The 19513-nt window shown below is 34.6% G+C and carries 15 protein-coding genes; 11 read left to right on the top strand and 4 right to left on the bottom strand.

The genetic code is table 11. The features are described from left to right. Positions 1–18: 18 nt before the first annotated feature. The 5 genes from BUB90_RS15090 (at position 19) to BUB90_RS15070 (ending at position 4634) form a co-directional block, all read left to right on the top strand. Positions 19–576 (top strand): DUF4358 domain-containing protein, encoded by a 558-nt coding sequence (locus BUB90_RS15090; RefSeq protein ID WP_242952556.1) that lies wholly within the window; start codon positions 19–21, stop codon positions 574–576. Positions 577–825: 249 nt separating this feature from the next. After that, positions 826–1413, top strand: coding sequence for an RNA polymerase sigma factor (locus tag BUB90_RS15085; RefSeq protein ID WP_073289268.1), 588 nt, complete (start codon positions 826–828; stop codon positions 1411–1413). Continuing rightward, on the top strand, positions 1403–2029 hold the full coding sequence (locus BUB90_RS15080) for a hypothetical protein (RefSeq protein WP_073289267.1): 627 nt from the start codon (positions 1403–1405) through the stop codon (positions 2027–2029). Before BUB90_RS15085 ends, BUB90_RS15080 begins: the two co-directional genes overlap by 11 nt. 4 nt (positions 2030–2033) lie before the next feature. Then, positions 2034–3446 (top strand): MBOAT family O-acyltransferase, encoded by a 1413-nt coding sequence (locus tag BUB90_RS15075; protein ID WP_073289266.1) that lies wholly within the window; start codon positions 2034–2036, stop codon positions 3444–3446. A gap of 18 nt (positions 3447–3464) precedes the next feature. Further along, entirely contained in the window at positions 3465–4634 is a 1170-nt protein-coding gene (locus BUB90_RS15070; protein ID WP_073289265.1) for a DHHW family protein, read from the top strand. On the opposite strand, the gene BUB90_RS15065 is transcribed toward BUB90_RS15070, so the two are convergent. Then, positions 4624–5232 (bottom strand): TetR/AcrR family transcriptional regulator, encoded by a 609-nt coding sequence (locus tag BUB90_RS15065; RefSeq protein WP_073289264.1) that lies wholly within the window; start codon positions 5230–5232, stop codon positions 4624–4626. The genes BUB90_RS15070 and BUB90_RS15065 overlap by 11 nt on opposite strands. Before the next feature lie 283 nt (positions 5233–5515). On the opposite strand from BUB90_RS15065, the gene BUB90_RS15060 reads away from it, so the two are divergent. Continuing rightward, complete coding sequence (locus tag BUB90_RS15060; RefSeq protein ID WP_073289263.1) at positions 5516–7588, top strand: efflux RND transporter permease subunit; 2073 nt, start codon at positions 5516–5518, stop codon at positions 7586–7588. A gap of 13 nt (positions 7589–7601) precedes the next feature. Beyond that, positions 7602–9539 (top strand): hypothetical protein, encoded by a 1938-nt coding sequence (locus tag BUB90_RS15055; RefSeq protein WP_073289262.1) that lies wholly within the window; start codon positions 7602–7604, stop codon positions 9537–9539. Between the two features lie 83 nt (positions 9540–9622). Here BUB90_RS15055 and BUB90_RS15050 read toward each other — a convergent pair whose 3' ends face one another. Beyond that, positions 9623–10378 (bottom strand): lysophospholipid acyltransferase family protein, encoded by a 756-nt coding sequence (locus tag BUB90_RS15050; protein ID WP_073289261.1) that lies wholly within the window; start codon positions 10376–10378, stop codon positions 9623–9625. A gap of 597 nt (positions 10379–10975) precedes the next feature. On the opposite strand from BUB90_RS15050, the gene BUB90_RS15045 reads away from it, so the two are divergent. After that, positions 10976–12109 carry a DEAD/DEAH box helicase gene (locus tag BUB90_RS15045; protein WP_073289260.1) on the top strand — a complete coding sequence of 378 codons (1134 nt, stop codon included), beginning with the start codon at positions 10976–10978 and terminating at the stop codon, positions 12107–12109. A 331-nt stretch (positions 12110–12440) separates the two neighbouring features. Here the strand turns inward: BUB90_RS15045 and rpoD are convergent, their stop codons facing one another. Then, on the bottom strand, positions 12441–13559 hold the full coding sequence (rpoD, locus tag BUB90_RS15040; protein ID WP_073289258.1) for an RNA polymerase sigma factor RpoD: 1119 nt from the start codon (positions 13557–13559) through the stop codon (positions 12441–12443). Positions 13560–13843: 284 nt separating this feature from the next. Between rpoD and BUB90_RS15035 the strand changes: the two genes are divergently transcribed. Continuing rightward, entirely contained in the window at positions 13844–14683 is an 840-nt protein-coding gene (locus BUB90_RS15035) for an Mrp/NBP35 family ATP-binding protein (protein ID WP_073289256.1), read from the top strand. A 66-nt stretch (positions 14684–14749) separates the two neighbouring features. On the opposite strand, the gene BUB90_RS15030 is transcribed toward BUB90_RS15035, so the two are convergent. Then, positions 14750–15895 (bottom strand): ROK family transcriptional regulator, encoded by a 1146-nt coding sequence (locus BUB90_RS15030; RefSeq protein ID WP_073289253.1) that lies wholly within the window; start codon positions 15893–15895, stop codon positions 14750–14752. Between the two features lie 275 nt (positions 15896–16170). On the opposite strand from BUB90_RS15030, the gene clpX reads away from it, so the two are divergent. Then, positions 16171–17634 (top strand): ATP-dependent Clp protease ATP-binding subunit ClpX, encoded by a 1464-nt coding sequence (gene clpX / locus BUB90_RS15025; protein ID WP_073289251.1) that lies wholly within the window; start codon positions 16171–16173, stop codon positions 17632–17634. Between the two features lie 116 nt (positions 17635–17750). After that, positions 17751–19475 carry a S8 family peptidase gene (locus tag BUB90_RS15020; RefSeq protein WP_073289249.1) on the top strand — a complete coding sequence of 575 codons (1725 nt, stop codon included), beginning with the start codon at positions 17751–17753 and terminating at the stop codon, positions 19473–19475. Positions 19476–19513: the final 38 nt, after the last annotated feature.

The raw sequence follows: 19513 nt of genomic DNA, 5'->3' as shown, positions 1-19513 counted from the left end.
ATATTGGAGGAAAATAATATGAGAAGAATGAAAAAAATTGTTAGTTTAGTTATGGTAGGAATAATGGCATTTTCTTTGGCTGCATGTTCTAGTAAAAAAGACGACCAAGGAACAGGAAATGTAAAAGACGTACCAGTAAGTGAGATTCAAACAGCGGTAAAAGATGCATATGGAGAAGCGTATATACCTAATATGGATTATGATGCACAAGCATTAGAAAGTATCTTTGGCGTAAAAGAGGACTGGTATGAAGAGTTCGTTGCCCAGGGACCAATGATAAGTGCTCAAGTAGATACATTTGTTGCAATTAAAGCAAAGGAAGCAAACGTAAAAGAAGTTGTTGATGCACTTAATTCATACCGTGATTATTTAGTGAATGATTCAATGCAATATCCAATGAATCAGATTAAGGTTCAAGCATCAAGGGTTGAACAAGTGGGTAACTATGTATTCTTTATCTTATTAGGTGATATTCCTATGGAAGTGGAAGAAAAAGGCGAGGATGCAATTCTTGCAGCAGCAAAAGAACAAGCTCAAATTGCTGTGGATGCAATTAATAAAGTTCTTACAAAATAAGGTTACGTAATCGGATTACGTAATTAGATATAAAACAACAGGTAGCGAGTAATATATTCGGTACCTGTTGTTTATCAATTGCCTAACATGGTATAATATAGTTTATGTGAAGTAGCAAAGTTAATTCTTGAGGTTACGTGATGTGCTAAACCGTAACTTCTGAGGAGTCATATGTTAACTCTTGGAGTTTACTTAGTTACTGTCGTTACTAAAGGGTAAGAATTATTATACCTTGGAGGGTATTGATTAATGAATTTGAATGAAAACAAAGATAACTTAAATGAATTGGATAAAGAACGATATCAGAGATTTATTAATGGAGATATAGAAGGGTTTGAAGAATTAGTTCTTGCATATAAAAACATGTTAATCTATTTTTTAAATAGGTATCTACAAGATCTAAATATTGCTGAGGATATTGCTCAGGATGCCTTCGTCGATGTATATGTTTATAAAGAACGTTATAATGGAAAAACAAGTTTTAAGACTTACTTATTTACTATAGGTCGTAATAAGGCAATCGATTATATTCGTAAAAACAAACATATGCAATATACAGTCAATATAGAAGAGCAGACGGAGATATCTAGTGAAGAAGATGAGTTAATTGATTATATTATTCAGCAGGAGAATAAAGGACTGATAGCTCACACACTAGAGAGAATGAAAGAAGAGTATGCTAGAGTGCTTATATTAATTGATTTTGAAGACTTTTCTTATAAAGAAGCAGCTGATGTACTGGGAAAAACTACATCCCAAGTTAAAGTATTGGTTCATCGGGCCAGGAAATCGCTGAGAAAAATGTTGGAAGAGGAGGGCTTTACGTATGAAAAGTGATAAAGAGTTTATAGACGGTATATACGAAAAAGCTCGCATGTTACAGGAACAGGAAACACATAATAAGCAAGGAAGTTATTCGATAGTAAAGAAAAACAAATCTTGGTTTCGAAGGAATTTTAACACAAATAAATTTCGTGCAGGTATGGCCGTTGTGGCTATGGCTGTAGTAGCAGTTATCTTAATACCAAATATATTGGTGAATCAAGGAAAACAAGTGTCTGACAATGTTGATGAGTATTCAATTGAACCAGCAGCTTACGGAATAGATAATCAACGTGTACTTCCTGCAGAAACAATTGGTGGAGAAGGAATCCTTGTGGATTCTTATATCAATAATGGGGAAGGGTATTATTTGGTAGCACCGAGTGAACGTAATGCAGCAGATGCGGGTTTGTCATATATTGTTTTGTATGATAATGGATTTAATAGAGATGAGTTAGAGAAAGCCACAATTGGAACGAATATATCGTTTACTTATGTGGAAGCTCCAGTTTCTTTATTAACAGATATTCAAGATGCTTTGAATAAACAGTTTGGTCAGGAGTTGGCGGGAAAGCCTATCGCAGATACAATTGCTGTTTATCCAATTGATACAATTCAGATAAAGGAGTAGAGTAATGGTTTTTAGTAGTTTATTATTTCTGTTTCGATACCTACCAGTAGTGTTACTATTGTATTATATTGTGCCTCGTGCATATCGTAACGCGGTATTGTTCTTCATGAGCTTATTATTCTATGCATGGGGAGAACCTGTTTATATTCTGCTGATGTTATTCTCCACTGTAGTAGATTATGCGAATGGTAGATTCGTAGATTATTATATTAAAAAAGGCCAGAGAAGCAAAGCCAAAATCTTTGTTATCTTGGCAGTTATTATTAATTTGAGTTTATTAGGATTCTTTAAATATACAGATTTTGTAATCGATATTATCAATAAAGTTGCAGGTGGATCACTTACGCCATTGTCCTTAGCACTGCCAATTGGTATATCGTTCTATACATTCCAAACTATGTCGTATACAATTGACATCTATCGTGGCGATGCAACTGTCCAGAAGAATATTATTAGTTTTGGTGCGTATGTAACGTTATTCCCACAGTTGATTGCTGGTCCAATTATTCAGTATAACCAAGTTGATAAACAATTAAAGAGCAGAAGAGAGACCGTAGGGCAATTTGCATATGGTATTCAACGTTTTGTAATTGGTTTAGGTAAGAAAGTATTATTAGCCAATAACATTGGTTTGCTTTGGGATAACATCAGTGCAATGAATATAGAGAATGTACCTATTCTAACTGCATGGATTGGAATCTTAGCGTTTGCATTCCAAATCTATTTTGATTTTTCGGGGTACTCTGATATGGCCATCGGACTTGGTCATATGTTTGGCTTCACTTTCTTAGAGAACTTTAATTATCCATATATTTCAAAGAGTATTACTGAGTTTTGGCGTAGATGGCATATATCATTAAGCAGTTGGTTCCGTGATTATGTATATATTCCTCTTGGAGGAAGTAGAAAGGGATTAGGAAAGCAGATTCGTAATATCTTTATCGTATGGTTATTAACAGGTATCTGGCATGGAGCAAGTATGAATTTCTTATACTGGGGATTGTATTTTGCAGTTTTATTAATGGTAGAAAAGATCTTTTTACTACGATATCTAGAAAAGGCACCAGCGTGGGTAGCAAGAATATACGCCATGTTCTTTATATTATTAGGTTGGGTAATATTTGCTTTTGACAATGTCTCAAGAGGAAAAGCATATTTTGCAGCAATGTTTGGTGGGTTAAATAATTCATTTATAAATGGAGATACGCTATATCTGTTATATAATAATGGGATATTACTCATAATTCTAATCCTAGCTTCTTCAGGTGTAATAACGAAACTTGTTAAGAAGAAGATGGAGAAAGTAACGATACCAACTACGATTATTAGTAACATCTTTTATCTATTGATATTATTCTTATCAGTAGCATATCTTGTTGATGCGTCCTATAATCCATTTTTATATTTTAGATTTTAGGAAGGAGTAGGATTTATTATGAAAGATAATAAAAAACGTTTAAATATAATAACTTGTGGGATATTTTGCTTATTCATCTTTGGATTTACAATTGCCAGCTTAGTAACGAAACCAAAAGATTACTCCGAGAGGGAGAGAAGGTATCTAGAACAGATGCCTAAGTTCTCTAAGGAAGCTATCCTTAAGGGAGAATTCACAGCCAAATACGAAACCTATATTACTGATCAATTCGTAGGAAGAGACCAATGGATTCGTATTAAAACCATAGCGGAGAGGATGGCAGGAAAACAAGATATTAATAATGTATACTTTGCAAAAGATGGATATCTGATTGAAAAGGTAGAAGATAAAGATATCGATCAAGAGCAATGGGAGAAGAATAAAAAATGGATTGCACAGTTCTTAGCTAAGTATGAAGAAAAGTTAGGAATAGAACATGTGAGAGCCATATTGGCCCCTACTGCGGGTTATATTTTGCAAGAAAAACTGCCACCATATGCACCATTCTTTGATCAAGGGTTAATCAATCAAGATATACGTGAATTGTTAGAAAAGAAGGTTTCTGATAAAGTAGCAGAGGAGTTAGTTGTTGATGTGAATCAGGCACTTAAAGATAAGAGTGATGAATATATCTATTATAAAACCGATCACCACTGGACTAGCCTAGGTGCGTATTACGCTTATGAAGTTTGGGCTAAATCACTTGGATTAACACCAAAGCCACTTAATGAATATAAGCAGTCAGTAGCAACTTCTGATTTTTATGGGACAGTTTACAATAAAGTCAATACCAATGTATCGCCTGACAAAATAACTCTTTTTGATGATGGAGGAGAATATAAGGTTAACATCAACATGGGAGAAAAGGAATTAGATTCCTTGTTTGACTATGAACAGTTAGATAGTGTAGACAAATATTCTATATTCTTAGGTGGTAACAATGCTTTGGTTCAAGTTACTTCTGGTAATAAGAATGGCAAAAAATTATTAGTGGTAAAAGATTCTTATGCACATACAATGGTACCAATTCTTGCTCATCATTTTGAGGAAGTCGTTCTTGTAGATTTGAGGCATCTCAATATGGGAATGGAAGCAATTGTAGATCAATTTGGTATAACGGATGTATTACTTTTATACAACGATAGCAGTGTTATGTCAGATAAGAATCTTGTTAAGCTTACGAATTAGTTTGTATTTGAGTAGCAATCATACTTCGAATACTTTGGTATAGGAATGGCTTATATTCCTCAATAGTTAGAGGAGTAGAATTAAGAATACAGTTGTAGCAACTTGCACCTACTAATTCAACAATCATAAAGAGTAAGATTTCAGGATTGTTTAAGGTAACGTTGCATTCCTTGGCGAGCATAAGATAACGATCATAAAAATCGGTGTCCATATGCTCGTCATTGCTTAATAAGGCAGATTTGAATATTCCCCAACTTAAATCTTTTGCAATAAATCGTAGAAGATTAGTGTTTTCTTCCAATTGATTAATAATATGATCGATTAGAAAGATCATAATATCAGAAAAATCAGTAAGAGTCGTTTCGTCAAGTGCGCGCACAGCTTTACTGAATAGAGAACTTGCTTTATATGCAATTAGTTTATTCTTAACATCATATTTATCTTTAAAATATAGATAAAAAGTTCCCTTGGCAACACCTGCCTGTTGAACAATATCTGATATAGACGTCTTATTGAAGCCTTGAGATGTAAAAAGCTCAAAGGCTGTTGTGAATAAGGTGTCTTTTTTTTGTTTCTTTTTTTCGTCTAATCTTCCCATTATCTTCACTTCCTGATTAATAATTTGTTCTTAATCATACTCATAGTAGCACAATCATTTCTAAATGTAAACAGGCTTACACCAAGGAAAATAGGAATCAAATGAATAAAAATATAGAAAATAAATAAATATATTGACCGATGGTCACTTTTGTGATATAACGATATATGTCAAATATGACTACTGGTCATTTATTAGCGAAAACTATACACAAGCAAATTAAGATTCCTGATTGCTTGTGTGCTGATTCAAAAAAGGGAAAAGGAAAAAGGAGTGAAGTGTTATGATAGGGTTTGGAAAATTTATCACCAAGCATAAGAAGCTAATCGTAATCTTATCTGTACTGTTATTAATTCCAGCGGTATTTGGGTATATCAATACAAGAATAAATTACGATATCTTATCTTACTTACCAGAGGATATTGAAACAATGGTAGGACAGCAAATCTTAGTAGATGATTTTAAAACAGGTGCATTCTCTATGGTTGTATTAGAGGGAATGGAAGAAAAGGATGTAGCCGCTTTAAAAACAAAGATTGAAAAGGTAGAAAGTGTAAGCAATGTAATCTGGTATGATTCGTTATTAGATATTTCCGTTCCAATGACAATGTTACCAGACAAAATCAAAGATGCCTTCAATACGGAAAACACTACAATGATGGCTGTTACATTCGAACAATCTACTTCAGCAGATGAAACAATGGATGCCATTAAAGAAATTAGAAAGTTAACAGATAAGCAAGTATTTGTCAGTGGTATGTCAGCAATCATTACAGATACAAAAGAATTATCTGAGAAAGAAACACCAATCTATGTGTTGATCGCAGTAATATTATCAATGATAGTACTTGGTTTAACAATGAATTCGTTCTTAGTACCAATCTTATTCATGTTAAGTATTGGTGTGGCAATTATCTATAATTTGGGAACCAATATCATGTTTGGAGAAATCTCCTACATAACGAAAGCGTTAAGTGCAGTACTTCAGCTTGGAGTTACAATGGATTACTCAATCTTCTTGTTACACAGTTATGAAGAAAACAAAGTTAGATATCCAGGGGAAAATGATCGTGCCATGGCACATGCAATTTCAAACACAATTAGTTCTGTAGTTGGAAGTTCTGTTACAACAGTAGCAGGTTTCTTGGCTTTGTGTTTTATGAGTTTTACTCTTGGTAAAGACCTTGGCCTTGTAATGGCAAAAGGTGTTGTAATGGGTGTTATCACTTGTGTAACTTTATTACCAGCTTTAATTCTTCTGTGTGAGAAGGCAATTGAGAAAACGACTCATAGAGACATTATTCCAAGCTTAGATGGCGTATCAAGATTTGTAACAAAACATTATATTACATTTGCAGTACTATTCCTTATCTTATTAGTACCAGCTGTTTACGGTAACAATCATACAAAAGTATACTATGACCTAACAGCTTCTTTACCAGATAGTTTGGATAGTGTGAAAGCAAACAAGAAATTACAAGATGAGTATAACATGAATACAACTCATATGTTATTGATTAAGAATGATGTTAGTAGCAAGGATTATCGTGATATGATGAATCAGATACGTAATCTAGATGGAGTTCAATGGGTGATTGGCCTTGACAGTGTAGTTGGTCCCTCTGTACCAATTAGTATGTTACCAGAGAGTTTAATAAGTACTGTAAGAACAGATTTATATCAGTTAGAACTAATCAGCTCAAGTTATAAAGTGGCTAGTGATGAGGTGAATGAGCAGATTGATGAGATAAATAATATAGTAAAATCCTACAGTGAGGATTCTTTAGTAGTAGGGGAAGCACCATTAACGAAAGACTTAATTGATATCACTGATATTGATTTCAAGAATGTTAATATAGTATCAATTGGAGTCATCTTCTTAATTATATTAATATTATTCCGCTCTATATCGTTACCAATAATTCTTGTATCGGTAATTGAATTTGCTATCTTTGTGAATATGGGTATTCCGTATTATACGGGAACGACATTACCTTTCATCGCCTCCGTTGTAATTGGTACAATTCAACTTGGTGCTACTGTAGATTATGCAATCTTAATGACAACAAGATATAAGAAAGAACGTAATAACGGTAATAGTAAGCAAGAATCTATTACAATAGCACACCAAGCTTCTATCAAATCCATCATTGTTAGTGCGCTTAGTTTCTTTGCAGCAACGTTTGGAGTTGGTTTATATTCCAATATCGATATGATTAGTGCTTTATGTTCATTAATGTCAAGAGGTGCATTAATCAGTATGGTTGTGGTAATCTTCGTATTGCCAGCTATGTTTATGATTTTTGATAAGGTTATTTGTAAAACATCAATGAAGTTCGGTATAAAAGAAAATTAAGGAGGTATTTATTATGAACATGAATAAGAAAATTGCAACTAGCGTTATTATTGGAGCACTAGGAGTATCCGCAGTCTTTGGAGCAACTCAGATACCAGTAAATGCGAGCACATATAGGAATGTATTAACGAATGAAAGTTATAACCAAATTGTAAATGATGTAGCAACTACAGATTCCACAGTTACAAGAACAGGCGAAGGTATAGAAAAAGAAGAAACGGTATATGCAAAGGCTGATGCAACGGGTCAAGTAAGCCAAGTAATCGTTAGCGACTGGATTAAGAACTATAGTGGTGACGCAACCATTACAGATAAAACTACATTGAAGGATATTGTTAATGTAAAGGGTGATGAGACCTACTCACAAGGTGCCAACGGTGAAATCGTATGGCAAGCTAACGGGAATGATATCTATTACCAAGGAACAGCGGATGCAGAGTTACCTGTAACAATACAAGCAACTTACAAATTGGATGGTGTTGAGATTGAACCATCTGAACTAGAAGGTAAAAGTGGTCAATTAACAATTGAATATACTTATAAAAATAATTCAAAAGTAGCTGGTAGTGATATGTATACGCCATTCACTGTAGTAGCAGCTACGATGTTAAAAACAGATAGCTTTGCAAATGTTACAGCTGAGAATGCAAAAGTAATCTCCGATGGTGATAAATACGCTGTTGTGGGTGTTGCAATGCCTGGATTAAAAGATAGCTTAGCTTTAGGTGATGAAACCAAAGTACCTGGTTCGATTACAATTACAGCAGATGTAACGAATTACGAACCAATTACAGTATTAAACGTTGTTACTGCCGATCTATTAAATGAAATAAAATTAGATGACACCGATCAATTAAAGGATCTTGCAGATTCCATGGACGAATTAGCAGATGCTTCTAAGAAGTTAGTTGATGGATCTTCCGATTTATCCGATGGATTAAATGAATTAAAAGATAAAACCGGAGAATATACAAAGGGAGTTACAACGTTAACTGGTAGTCTTGATGATTACATCGCGGGTGTATCAAAGGTGACATCAGGTATTAAGACCTTATATAATGGCGCAGGGGAATTAACAAAAGGGGTATCAAGTCTTGCAACTGGAGCGAAATCTCTTAATTCAGGTTTGAACCAAGCAAGTAACGGTGTAGATTCCCTAGTTAATAATTTTGATGCATTAGTGACAGGCGCTGGTTCTATCAAGAGCGGAGCAGATTCACTTAATACGGCGTTGAAACAATTAGAAGCTGGTAAACAAGCGGAGAATGAAGCATATGCTACTCTTTCAGCTACCGTTGAGAATAATGAAAAGATTATAGCAGCTTTAAAAGCAGCAGGTGTAGAGGAATCCATTGTTGGAATGCTTGAGAAGAATACAGCTGGTCAAAAACAAATTGCTGAAGGCCTAACTGCTAGTGGTGCGCAAATTGAAGCAGGTTTATCAAAAGCATCTACGGGCGCTTCTTCACTAGCAGATGGATCTAATACACTAACATCTGGACTTACTAAGATGAAGAAAGGTGCAAAATCACTTCAATCTGCCATGGGAGAATTGGAGGCAGGAAGCAAGACTTTATTAGAGGGAGCTAATAAGTTAAATTCTGTATCTGGAAGTTTAAGCTCAGGTATAAAGCAACTATATGATGGTAGTATAAGTCTTGATACTGCTAGTTCAAAAATTAAGAGTGCTACTCCAAAATTAAACGATGCAAGTTCCAAGTTAGATAATGGCGTACAGTCGGCAGCCGATGGAGGTAAGACACTCAAAGAAGGGCTGGAAGAATTTAACCGTGAAGGTATCTCCAAATTAATTGATGCAGTTGATGGAAAATTAGGAGATGTAATAGACAAATTCGATGATTTACAAGATGCCGCAAGTAAATATACAACATTCACAGATACAAACAGTGAATTTAAAAGTAGTGTTAAATTCATAATAGAATTAAACTAGTAGACAATTCTCTCCTCATAATATATAGATAAAAATTACCCAGTTGATATGAATGTCAACTGGGTAATTTTTTAATAAGTAATTTATTTGGTTTCAGTCTTTGCAATAATATATTCATTACCACGTTCTGCTTCTGCTTTAGCAATTGCATCTGTGATGCGCTTTTCAACGATAGCTGCTATCTCAACTGTTTTAAGATCTTTGTAATCTTCAAAATAAAGAGGTTCAAGATAATGAATCTGAACAGTAACTTTCTTTATAGAATTTGTATCAAATACTTTATAAGAATCTAGTAGTGCCACTGGTACAATAGGACATTTGGCATAAACAGCACTCTTAAAACTACCAGGCTTGAATTCACCAATGTGATTACCGTTTTTACTACGCGTACCTTCTGCAAATATGATAAAATTACGTCCTGTCTTTGCTTCTTTAGCCATGTTGTGAATAACCATCATGGATTGCTTTACATCTTCACGGTCAATAATAAGACATTGAAGTAATTGAATCACTTGTTTTATTAAGATGATATCTTTTACTTCCTTTTTCATGATTGCTGCAAAAGGTCTTTCGTGTGTTTCGAGAAAAGCCAGTGCATCAAAAAGACCTTGATGGTTAGGAAAGAGAATATATCCCGATTCTTCTGGTAAGTTTTCAAGGCCATCACATACAACTTTTATTCGGCCTGATTTATCTGCACGTTTCGTAACTTTGCGCAAATAAGAATAACGTGTATTTGCATCGTATTTCTCAAAGTGGTTACCATATTTATAGATATGATAAAACCAAGAAGGAAATACAAAGAGATTTCGTAATATCATTAATGCAATTCTTCTCATTATGCTCGCTCGCTTTCTTTTGAACTCGTTAACTTATGACTCCGTACGGAGTTAAGAGATTACATTATGTGTAATCTCTAATAATCTTATCAGAACCACTGTGTGGATTTGATAAAGCTCTAGAACTTCGTTCTATCGCTAGGTTAGACTCGAAAAATTACGTTGTAATTTTCCTCGTTAACTTATGACTCCTTACGGAGTTAAGAGATTACATTATATGTAATCTCTAATAATCTTATCAGAACCACTGTGTGGATTTGATAAAGCTCTAGAACTTCGTTCTATCGCTAACTTATCGGGTGAAATCAAATACTCGCTTCGCTCGTGCTTGATTACCTTCCGATAAGTTACATTATACCACATATGAAATGCAGATGAAAGAACATAAAACTTCCTTAATAAAATGTTAAAAATTTATAACTTTTAATAAGATGATTAGAAGGTATTCATCGAATTAATATCCATCGCTATTCATTAAGAAAGAGAAAATTGACCTTTTAACACTCAAATAAAAAGATAAAACTTTAGACAATAGGTATGATTAGTGATAAAATAAATATTAAACGTTATAATACAGTAGATTGGAGTAAGGATTAAATGAAGTTTAGTGAATTAATTACACAGAGCCAGTTAGTGAAAGCGTTAGAGGTAGAGAAGATAACAAAGCCAACTAAGGTTCAAGAACTTGTGTATCCTATTATAATAGAAGGAAAAGATGTTATAGCAGAGTCAGAGACTGGATCAGGTAAAACACTTGCTTATCTAGTACCTATTTTTGAAAAGTATAGTGAGATCCAGAAGACAAATCAGGTCATTATATTAGTACCAACACATGAGTTAGCAATGCAAGTACACGCACAGGTAGAACGATTATCAAAAAATTCTGGTATCGAATTAAAATCCGCGGTAATCATCGGCAATGTAAACATCTTAAGACAGATTGAAAAGCTAAAAGAGAAACCACAGATTATCATTGGTACTGCGGGAAGAATTCATGAATTAATTAAGAAGAAAAAGATAGCAGCACATACGGTTAAGACAATTGTCGTAGATGAAGGAGACAAGCTATTAAATCCAGATAATATAAAGGGTGTTCAAGAAGTAATCAAGTGTACGATGAAAGATCGTCAATTATTAGTATTCTCAGCAAGTGTAACGAAGAAGGCGTCGGAAGTCGCTATGGACATGATGAAAGATGCCAAAGTAATTAAGACAGAGAAGACACAGACGATTCCTGCTAATATTGAGCATATCTGTCTTGTTGTAGAACGTAGAGATAAGTTAGAGGCCTTGCGTAAATTAACTAGAATTATGAAAGCAAAGAGAGCAATGATATTCATTAATAAGGTAAGTGATATTGAAGAGGCTACCTACAAATTAGTATATCAGGGATTGAAGGCAGAGTGTCTTCATGGTTCTAATGTGAAGGAAGATCGTAAGCGTGTAGTAGAACAGTTTAGAACCAATAAGATTAATTACCTTGTAGCTACAGATATTGCGGCAAGAGGTTTACATTTTGACGGAATTGATACCGTTTTCCATATATCAATACCAGAAGATGAGATGGAATATCTACACCGTTCAGGACGTACCGGAAGAAACGGACAACCTGGAAGAAGTGTACTAATCGTAACGAAAGAAGAATTACCACTCCTAAAGAAATACCAAAAGAAATTCGGCATTAATATTGTAGAAAAGAAGATGTACCAAGGGAAATTAGTAAAAGGGTAAAAAATAGGACGATAAGGCCGAAGACAAAGCAAATAAATGTGATCGGCCTTCCTACATAATAGAGAATTTAAGAAATTATATAGTGTAGTAACACATGATTTTGTAAAAGCCCCCTTGCTGCATTTATATCGTTTTTTAGCAACTGAATACAATGAAATGCGACATCAAAAAAACACTCTCTATCGAAGTTGTGTGTCAAGGGCGGATAATAAATATCCGACAGTGACATACAACGAATAGAGAGTGTTTTTATTGCTGGCGTGTGAGTGTATTCAGTTGCTAAAAAACAAGCTAAGTATCACTTTTACAAAATCATGTTAGACCACACACCTTATATAATTTCGTAGCCTTTTAGCATTCTTGCACGGCTAGGATGTCTTAATTTTCTAAGAGCTTTTGCTTCAATCTGACGAATACGTTCTCTTGTAACGTTGAATTCTTTACCTACTTCTTCAAGTGTTCTTGTACGTCCATCTTTAAGACCAAAACGTAGAATTAATACGCGTTGCTCTCTTTCTGTTAATGTATCCAGAAGTTTAGAAATCTGATCTTGTAATACAGAATAAGCAGCGGCATCCTCCGGTCCAACGATTGTTTCATCACGAATGAAATCACCAAGGTGACTATCATCTTCCTCACCGATAGGAGTATCAAGTGAAATTGGATCCGCAGAAACTTTAAGTATTTCACGAACTTTTTCTAAAGGCATGTTCATAGCATCCGCAAGTTCTTGTTCCGTAGGTTCACGTCCTAACTCTTGTAATAAACTTCTAGAAACGCGGTATGTTTTATTAATAACTTCAGACATGTGTACAGGAATACGGATGGTACGAGATTGGTCAGCAATTGATCTTGTAATCGCTTGACGAATCCACCAAGTTGCATACGTACTGAATTTGTATCCTTTTGTATAATCAAACTTGTCAACAGCTTTGATAAGACCAAGATTACCTTCTTGAATTAAGTCGAGAAAAGATAGGCCCCTACCAACATAACGTTTTGCAATACTTACAACAAGTCTTAGGTTAGATTCTGCTAGAGTTTTCTTTGCCATTTCATCGTCTTGTTCAATTTTCTTAGCCAATTCAATTTCTTCAGCTATTGAAAGCAGAGGATAGCTACCAATTTCCTTTAAGTAAAGTTTGACAGGATCATCACTCATAACATTAGTTGAATTAGCAATATCCTCCACCAATGCAATTTCCTCGTCATTCTCTAATTCAAGAAGAAGATCTTCATCAGGTTCCTCATCTGCATCATCTACTAGATTGATAACAGCAATATTATGATTTTCAAGATATTCATAAATCTTGTCAATTTGATTTACATCAAGATTTAATTCTTTGAAGAAGTCATTTACTTTTTCAACTTCAAGTATACCTTTGTTTTTCTTACCAAGAGAAACTAGTTCCTTTAATTTCTCCTCGAAACTATTAATTAAATCACTCATTATTAGTATCTGTCCTTTCTTGGTTGTAAGCGAACACTGTATATAATAATCCCACAAATGGGCGAAAATATCACCAAATAGCATTGTATCACATATAATGCGATAATGCTACAAGAAATTGAAAAAACCTACATGTTTGTGCAAAAAATATAGTCAAATTTCGCAACATTTCCGTTAGGGAGTATGGTAATTCACAAAGTGCTGTAGTATAATAATATTTGTATATATTAGTTGGATAAATTGTTCATACCAATTAATAATATATGAGAATAGGAGATGAAATTATGAGTGATAATTGTACAAGCAACTGCTCGACTTGTCCTTCAAAATGTGATTCCAGTAAGCCATCAAGAGAAGACCTCTTTGAGAAGTCGAATGAATATAGTAATGTAAAAAAAGTAATTGGTGTAGTAAGTGGTAAGGGTGGCGTTGGAAAATCCTTAATCACATCTTGCCTTTCAGTATTAATGAGACGTAAGGGTTATAATACTGCAATCCTTGATGCAGATGTAACAGGTCCATCGATACCAAAGGCATTTGGTGTACATGAGAAAGCATTAGCAGATCAATATGGAATTATTCCTGCAGAAACTAAGACGGGAATAAAGATGATGTCTGTTAATCTACTCTTGGATAATGAAGAAACACCTGTTGTATGGAGAGGACCTGTAATATCAGGAACGGTAAAACAATTCTGGTCCGAAGTAAACTGGGGAGAGGTTGACTATATGTTTGTTGACATGCCACCAGGAACTGGAGACGTACCATTAACCGTATTCCAATCTATTCCACTAGATGGAATCATTATCGCTACATCACCACAAGAATTGGTTTCCATGATTGTAGCGAAAGCAGTTAATATGGCTAAGTCAATGCAAGTACCAATACTAGGAGTGGTCGAAAATTATAGTTATTATCAGTGTGATGATTGTGGTAAGAAAGTATCCATTTTCGGTGAAAGTCATGTAGAAGAAATTGCTAAGAAATATGATTTAGATGTATTAGCTAAGATTCCAATAAACCCTGAGATTGCTAAGAAGGTAGATGCTGGAGAAGTAGAAGAGATTGAAGCTAACTGGCTAGACGATGCAGTAACGAAGTTAGAGAGTAAATTAGTAAAATAATATAGTTTATTCTATTAAATTAAAAGGTTGAAGTACCAGAGAGTAAGTTGGTGCTTCAACCTTTTATTAATGAATCATTGAAACGTCTACGCCTAAGAAACTTCTTACTGTTACACTGATTCCACCAAGTAAGACAGAACCTTCTTGAAGAACAGAAGGGGCAATCTTTTGGTAATTATTAATGCGGCTAGATAGGTTATGAATAATCCGAGTTAACAAAGTGGGATCTAATACTATAAATCGACTATTGATAATAACAAGATCGGGATTAAACATATTAAGGACATTGTTCACACATATGGTCATATAACGAACGAAGGTATCCATTATAGAAAGTGCATCAGAATCTTTCTGCTGATACAGTTTGGAAAAAGATAGGAAATCTATATGTTCAAGCCCTTTTTTTGAAGCTAATTCTTGTAATAAGGCTCGTTCAGAAACATATTGTTCTAAGCAACCTTGATTACCACATGGGCAAGGTTTACCATCTATGTCAACAATCGTATGTCCGATTTCGCCCGCATAGCCCTTGATACCTGAGTATAAGGTGTTATTCATAAGAATACCAAGACCAACTCCAGTATGTACGCTGATGTTAGCGATATTTGGATAGTCATATTCAAACGTCTTCTCACCAATTACAGATAGATTAGCCTCATTCTCCAATAAGACCGTTGTATGGAAATTATCTTCTAATTCTTTAACCAGATTGCAATCGGTAAAATCATAATAAGGTGTAAAATGAATTACATTATCTGAAGTGACACCATGAATACCTAAAGTGATACCAACGATACCATAAGGGCGTTCAGGGATTCCTGTAGTCATAGATCTAAGCAATTCGATTAATGCAGGGCATAAATCGGCACTATACTTTGGTGTAGCAATTTGTTTTAATTGACGTTCATCACCTTGTAAATCAGTAATTAGGGCAGTAATCATCTGTTCACCAATATCGACCGATACCGCATATCCAGCTTTACGATTAAAACTTAAGAGAATTGGCTTACGACCTAAGCTTGTGTCATCACTACCTATTTCAACAACAAGTTTTTTTACAAGTAGGTCAGCAACAATAGCGGATATGGTTGCTTTGGTCAGTCCTAATTTTTTAGCAATAGTAGATCTAGATATTGGGCTAAAATTAACGATTTGAGTTAATACAAGGTTACTATTTATATCGCGAATTAATTCTTTACTTCCAGTAATCATAAAAAACCTCCGAGCTTGGTAGTTTGATTATAAGTGTAGCATAATTAATTCCGTTTGTCACATGAGAAAAAAGAAGAGTGATAAAATGAGTATTAGTTATAGCAAAACGGAGTATTTACTTTAATAAAATTTAAGAATTATAACCTTGTACTATAAGAATCAGTACGTTATAATAACATGTACATAGTAGGAAGTTGATAAAAGAGCAAATTGGTTACAAAAGGGCTACAAACTTCATGTTTGATAGTTGTAACTATATAGAGGAGAAGATATTTATGTCAGATGATATGAATAAAGATATAGAATATAATCTAACAGAATCAAACAAAGAAGACAAACAAGAAGTGAAGGATTCTGCAAAAGATAAGAAGATAATTGATAAGGAAAAAGAATACAAAGACGATTATGAGGATATCTGCTACATCTGTCGCAGACCAGAGAGTAAAGTTGGTAAGATGATTCATATACCAAATAATATTTGTATATGTTCGGATTGTATGCAAAAGACGTTTGATACCATTAATACTGGGAATGTTCCTTACATGGATATGATGAACCTAGGGCCTATGATGAACTTTAGTGGAATTCAGAATGAAATCCCAAAGAGTCAGAAATTAAAGAAGAAAAAAGAAGAGAAGAAAGAGGATACGAAAACAATAGATTTGAAGAATATCCCAGCTCCTCATGTCATAAAGCGTCAATTAGACGATTATGTTATTGGTCAGGAACATGCGAAGAAAGTTATATCTGTAGCAGTTTATAACCATTACAAACGTGTTGCAGCGAATGCAATGGATGATATTGAAATTGAAAAATCTAACATGCTTATGATTGGGCCAACTGGATGCGGTAAGACATATCTAGTTAAGACATTAGCAAGATTGTTGAATGTACCATTAGCAATTACAGATGCGACAGCTTTAACAGAAGCAGGATATATCGGCGATGACGTTGAGAGTGTAATTTCTAAATTATTAGCAGCAGCAGATAATGATGTAGAGAAAGCAGAACGTGGAATTGTTTTTATTGATGAGATAGATAAGATTGCGAAAAAGAAGAGTACAACAAATCGTGATGTAAGTGGTGAAAGCGTACAACAAGGTATGTTAAAGTTGCTAGAAGGTGCTGAAGTTGAGGTACCTGTTGGAGCAACAAACAAGAATGCAATGGTTCCGCTTACAACTGTAAATACAAAGAATATCTTATTTATCTGTGGAGGTGCCTTCCCGGATCTTGAGAAGATAATCAAAGCAAGATTGAATAAGAAATCATCGATTGGTTTCGGAGCTGAATTGAAAGACAAATATGATACAGAAACAAATCTTTTGCAAAAGGTTACAGTAGATGATCTAAGAGAATTTGGTATGATACCAGAATTCATAGGACGTCTTCCTGTTATCTATTCTTTAGAAGGATTAACAAAAGAGATGTTAGTAGAAGTATTAAAAGAACCTAAAAATGCAATATTGAAACAATACAAAAAATTACTTGCATTAGATGAGGTAGATTTAATATTTGACGACGGAGCATTGGAAGCAATTGCTGAAAAGGCTTTAGAGAAAAAGACTGGAGCAAGAGCACTTCGTGCGATTATTGAAGAATTCATGCTTGACATTATGTATGAGATTCCGAAGGACGATAATATAGGTCGAGTTACTATAACAAGAGATTATATTGAGAAAAAGGGTGGACCTGTTATTGAGATGAGAGGTTGTATCACACCTTTATTAACTGAATAATATTAATAATAGAGAAGGGCAATTTCGTTTTGGTGAAATTGCTCTTTTATATTGAAACAAGATACATAGTAAGTAATATTGAATAGAATAATATAAAACACATTATGAGGTCAACTATGGCAACTGATATAGAGACGTTTCAAGCATGTCAGGATATTATATATTCAAACGACTATGCAGATTACATTATACAGGCAGTTGGAGTATCAGAAGAACTTATGAGAACGTACAATTATGAGTGTATAAAGCGAATCGGTAATCGGTATCAGGCAATATATGTAGATAGAAAAGGAGATGTTTTGCATACCTTTGAAAGATTTGGATACCGATCGTTTCCTAAAGTATATGGACTGATGGATCAGTCTGCGTTAGAAGCAATTGGTGTGAATCGGGTGAGACGCCAACCATATTTGAATCTAAGAGGTCAGGATATAATTATCGGTTTTATAGATACTGGTATTGATTACCGAAATCCAATATTTTCACATGCTGATAATACGACAAGGATTGTAGGTATCTGGGATCAGACGATACCAGCAGTGGATAATACGAATGAATTTGAAATTAAATTTGGAACAACCTATACAGAGGAAGATATAAATCAAGCATTAGCAAGTGAGGATCCATTAAGTATTGTTCCAAGTGTTGACACCATTGGTCATGGTACTTTCTTAGCTGGAATCGCAGCTGGGAATGAAGATATGATAAATGATTTCTCTGGTGTAGCACCTAGCTCAAATATAGCGATGGTTAAATTAAAAGAGGCAAAAGAATATATAAAAGAATTCTATCAAATACCAGATGGAGTACCATGTTATCAAGAGAATGATCTCATGTTAGCAATTAGTTATTTGTTGAATATAGCAGAGAAGTTAGTTAGACCATTGGTAATCTGTATTGGAGTAGGAACAAGTTCGGGAGATCACAATGGAGATTCTTATTTAGAGGATTTTATTGATTCTTTTTCTGGCTTTGTAGGGTTATGTACAACGATAGCAGCTGGCAACGAAGGAAATCGTGGACATCACTATCATGGTGATTTTACATTGGACCGTGAATATGAAGATGTTGAAATCAATGTTGCCACGGATGAGAAAGGATTTGTAATGGAATTATGGACGGGGCCATTACATACATTTTCTATCGGTTTGATTTCACCTGGGGGAGAATATATTGACCGAATTCCACCAAGACTAAATCAAAGACAACGTATAAGTTTTCTATTAGAACCGACGAAAGCCTACGTATATTATGAATTGTCCGAAAGGCAGAGTGGTAATGAATTAATTGTAATACGTCTTGTTAACCCTACCCCAGGTATATGGAAAGTTCGAGTGTTTCCAGGAGGCAATGGAGATAGAAGGTATAATATGTGGTTACCAATACATGACTTTATTGAAGATCAAACGAAATTTCTTCGGCCAAACCCTGAAACAACCATTACTTCTCCTGGTTATACAAGAAGGGCAACTACAATGGGGGCATATAATCATATAACAGAGAGTCTATATGTGAATTCTGGTCATGGTTTTGCTGCAGAAGGATTTGTTAAACCAGATTTGGTAGCACCGGGAGTGGATGTGTACGGACCAGCGGAAAATGGAGGATATACAACTAAGTCAGGAACAAGTATTTCTACGGCCCTAGCGGCTGGATCAATTGCACTTTTGTTAGAATGGGGGATTGTATTAGAAAATGATATATCACTGTCTGGTTATAAGATAAATCGGTTCTTAGTTCGAGGAGCTAGACGAGGTAATCTGAATTATCCAAATCCAGAATGGGGATATGGGGAATTAGATATCTATAATACGTTCGACTCCATTCGTACAACGGTGTAATCGCAAGCACTTACCTTAAATAAAATTATACAAAACTA

Source organism: Anaerosporobacter mobilis DSM 15930 (assembly GCF_900142955.1).
GTDB lineage: Bacteria > Bacillota > Clostridia > Lachnospirales > Lachnospiraceae > Anaerosporobacter > Anaerosporobacter mobilis.
Note: the sequence above shows the minus strand (reverse complement) of the source record. Positions and strands in the feature narration are given on the sequence as shown.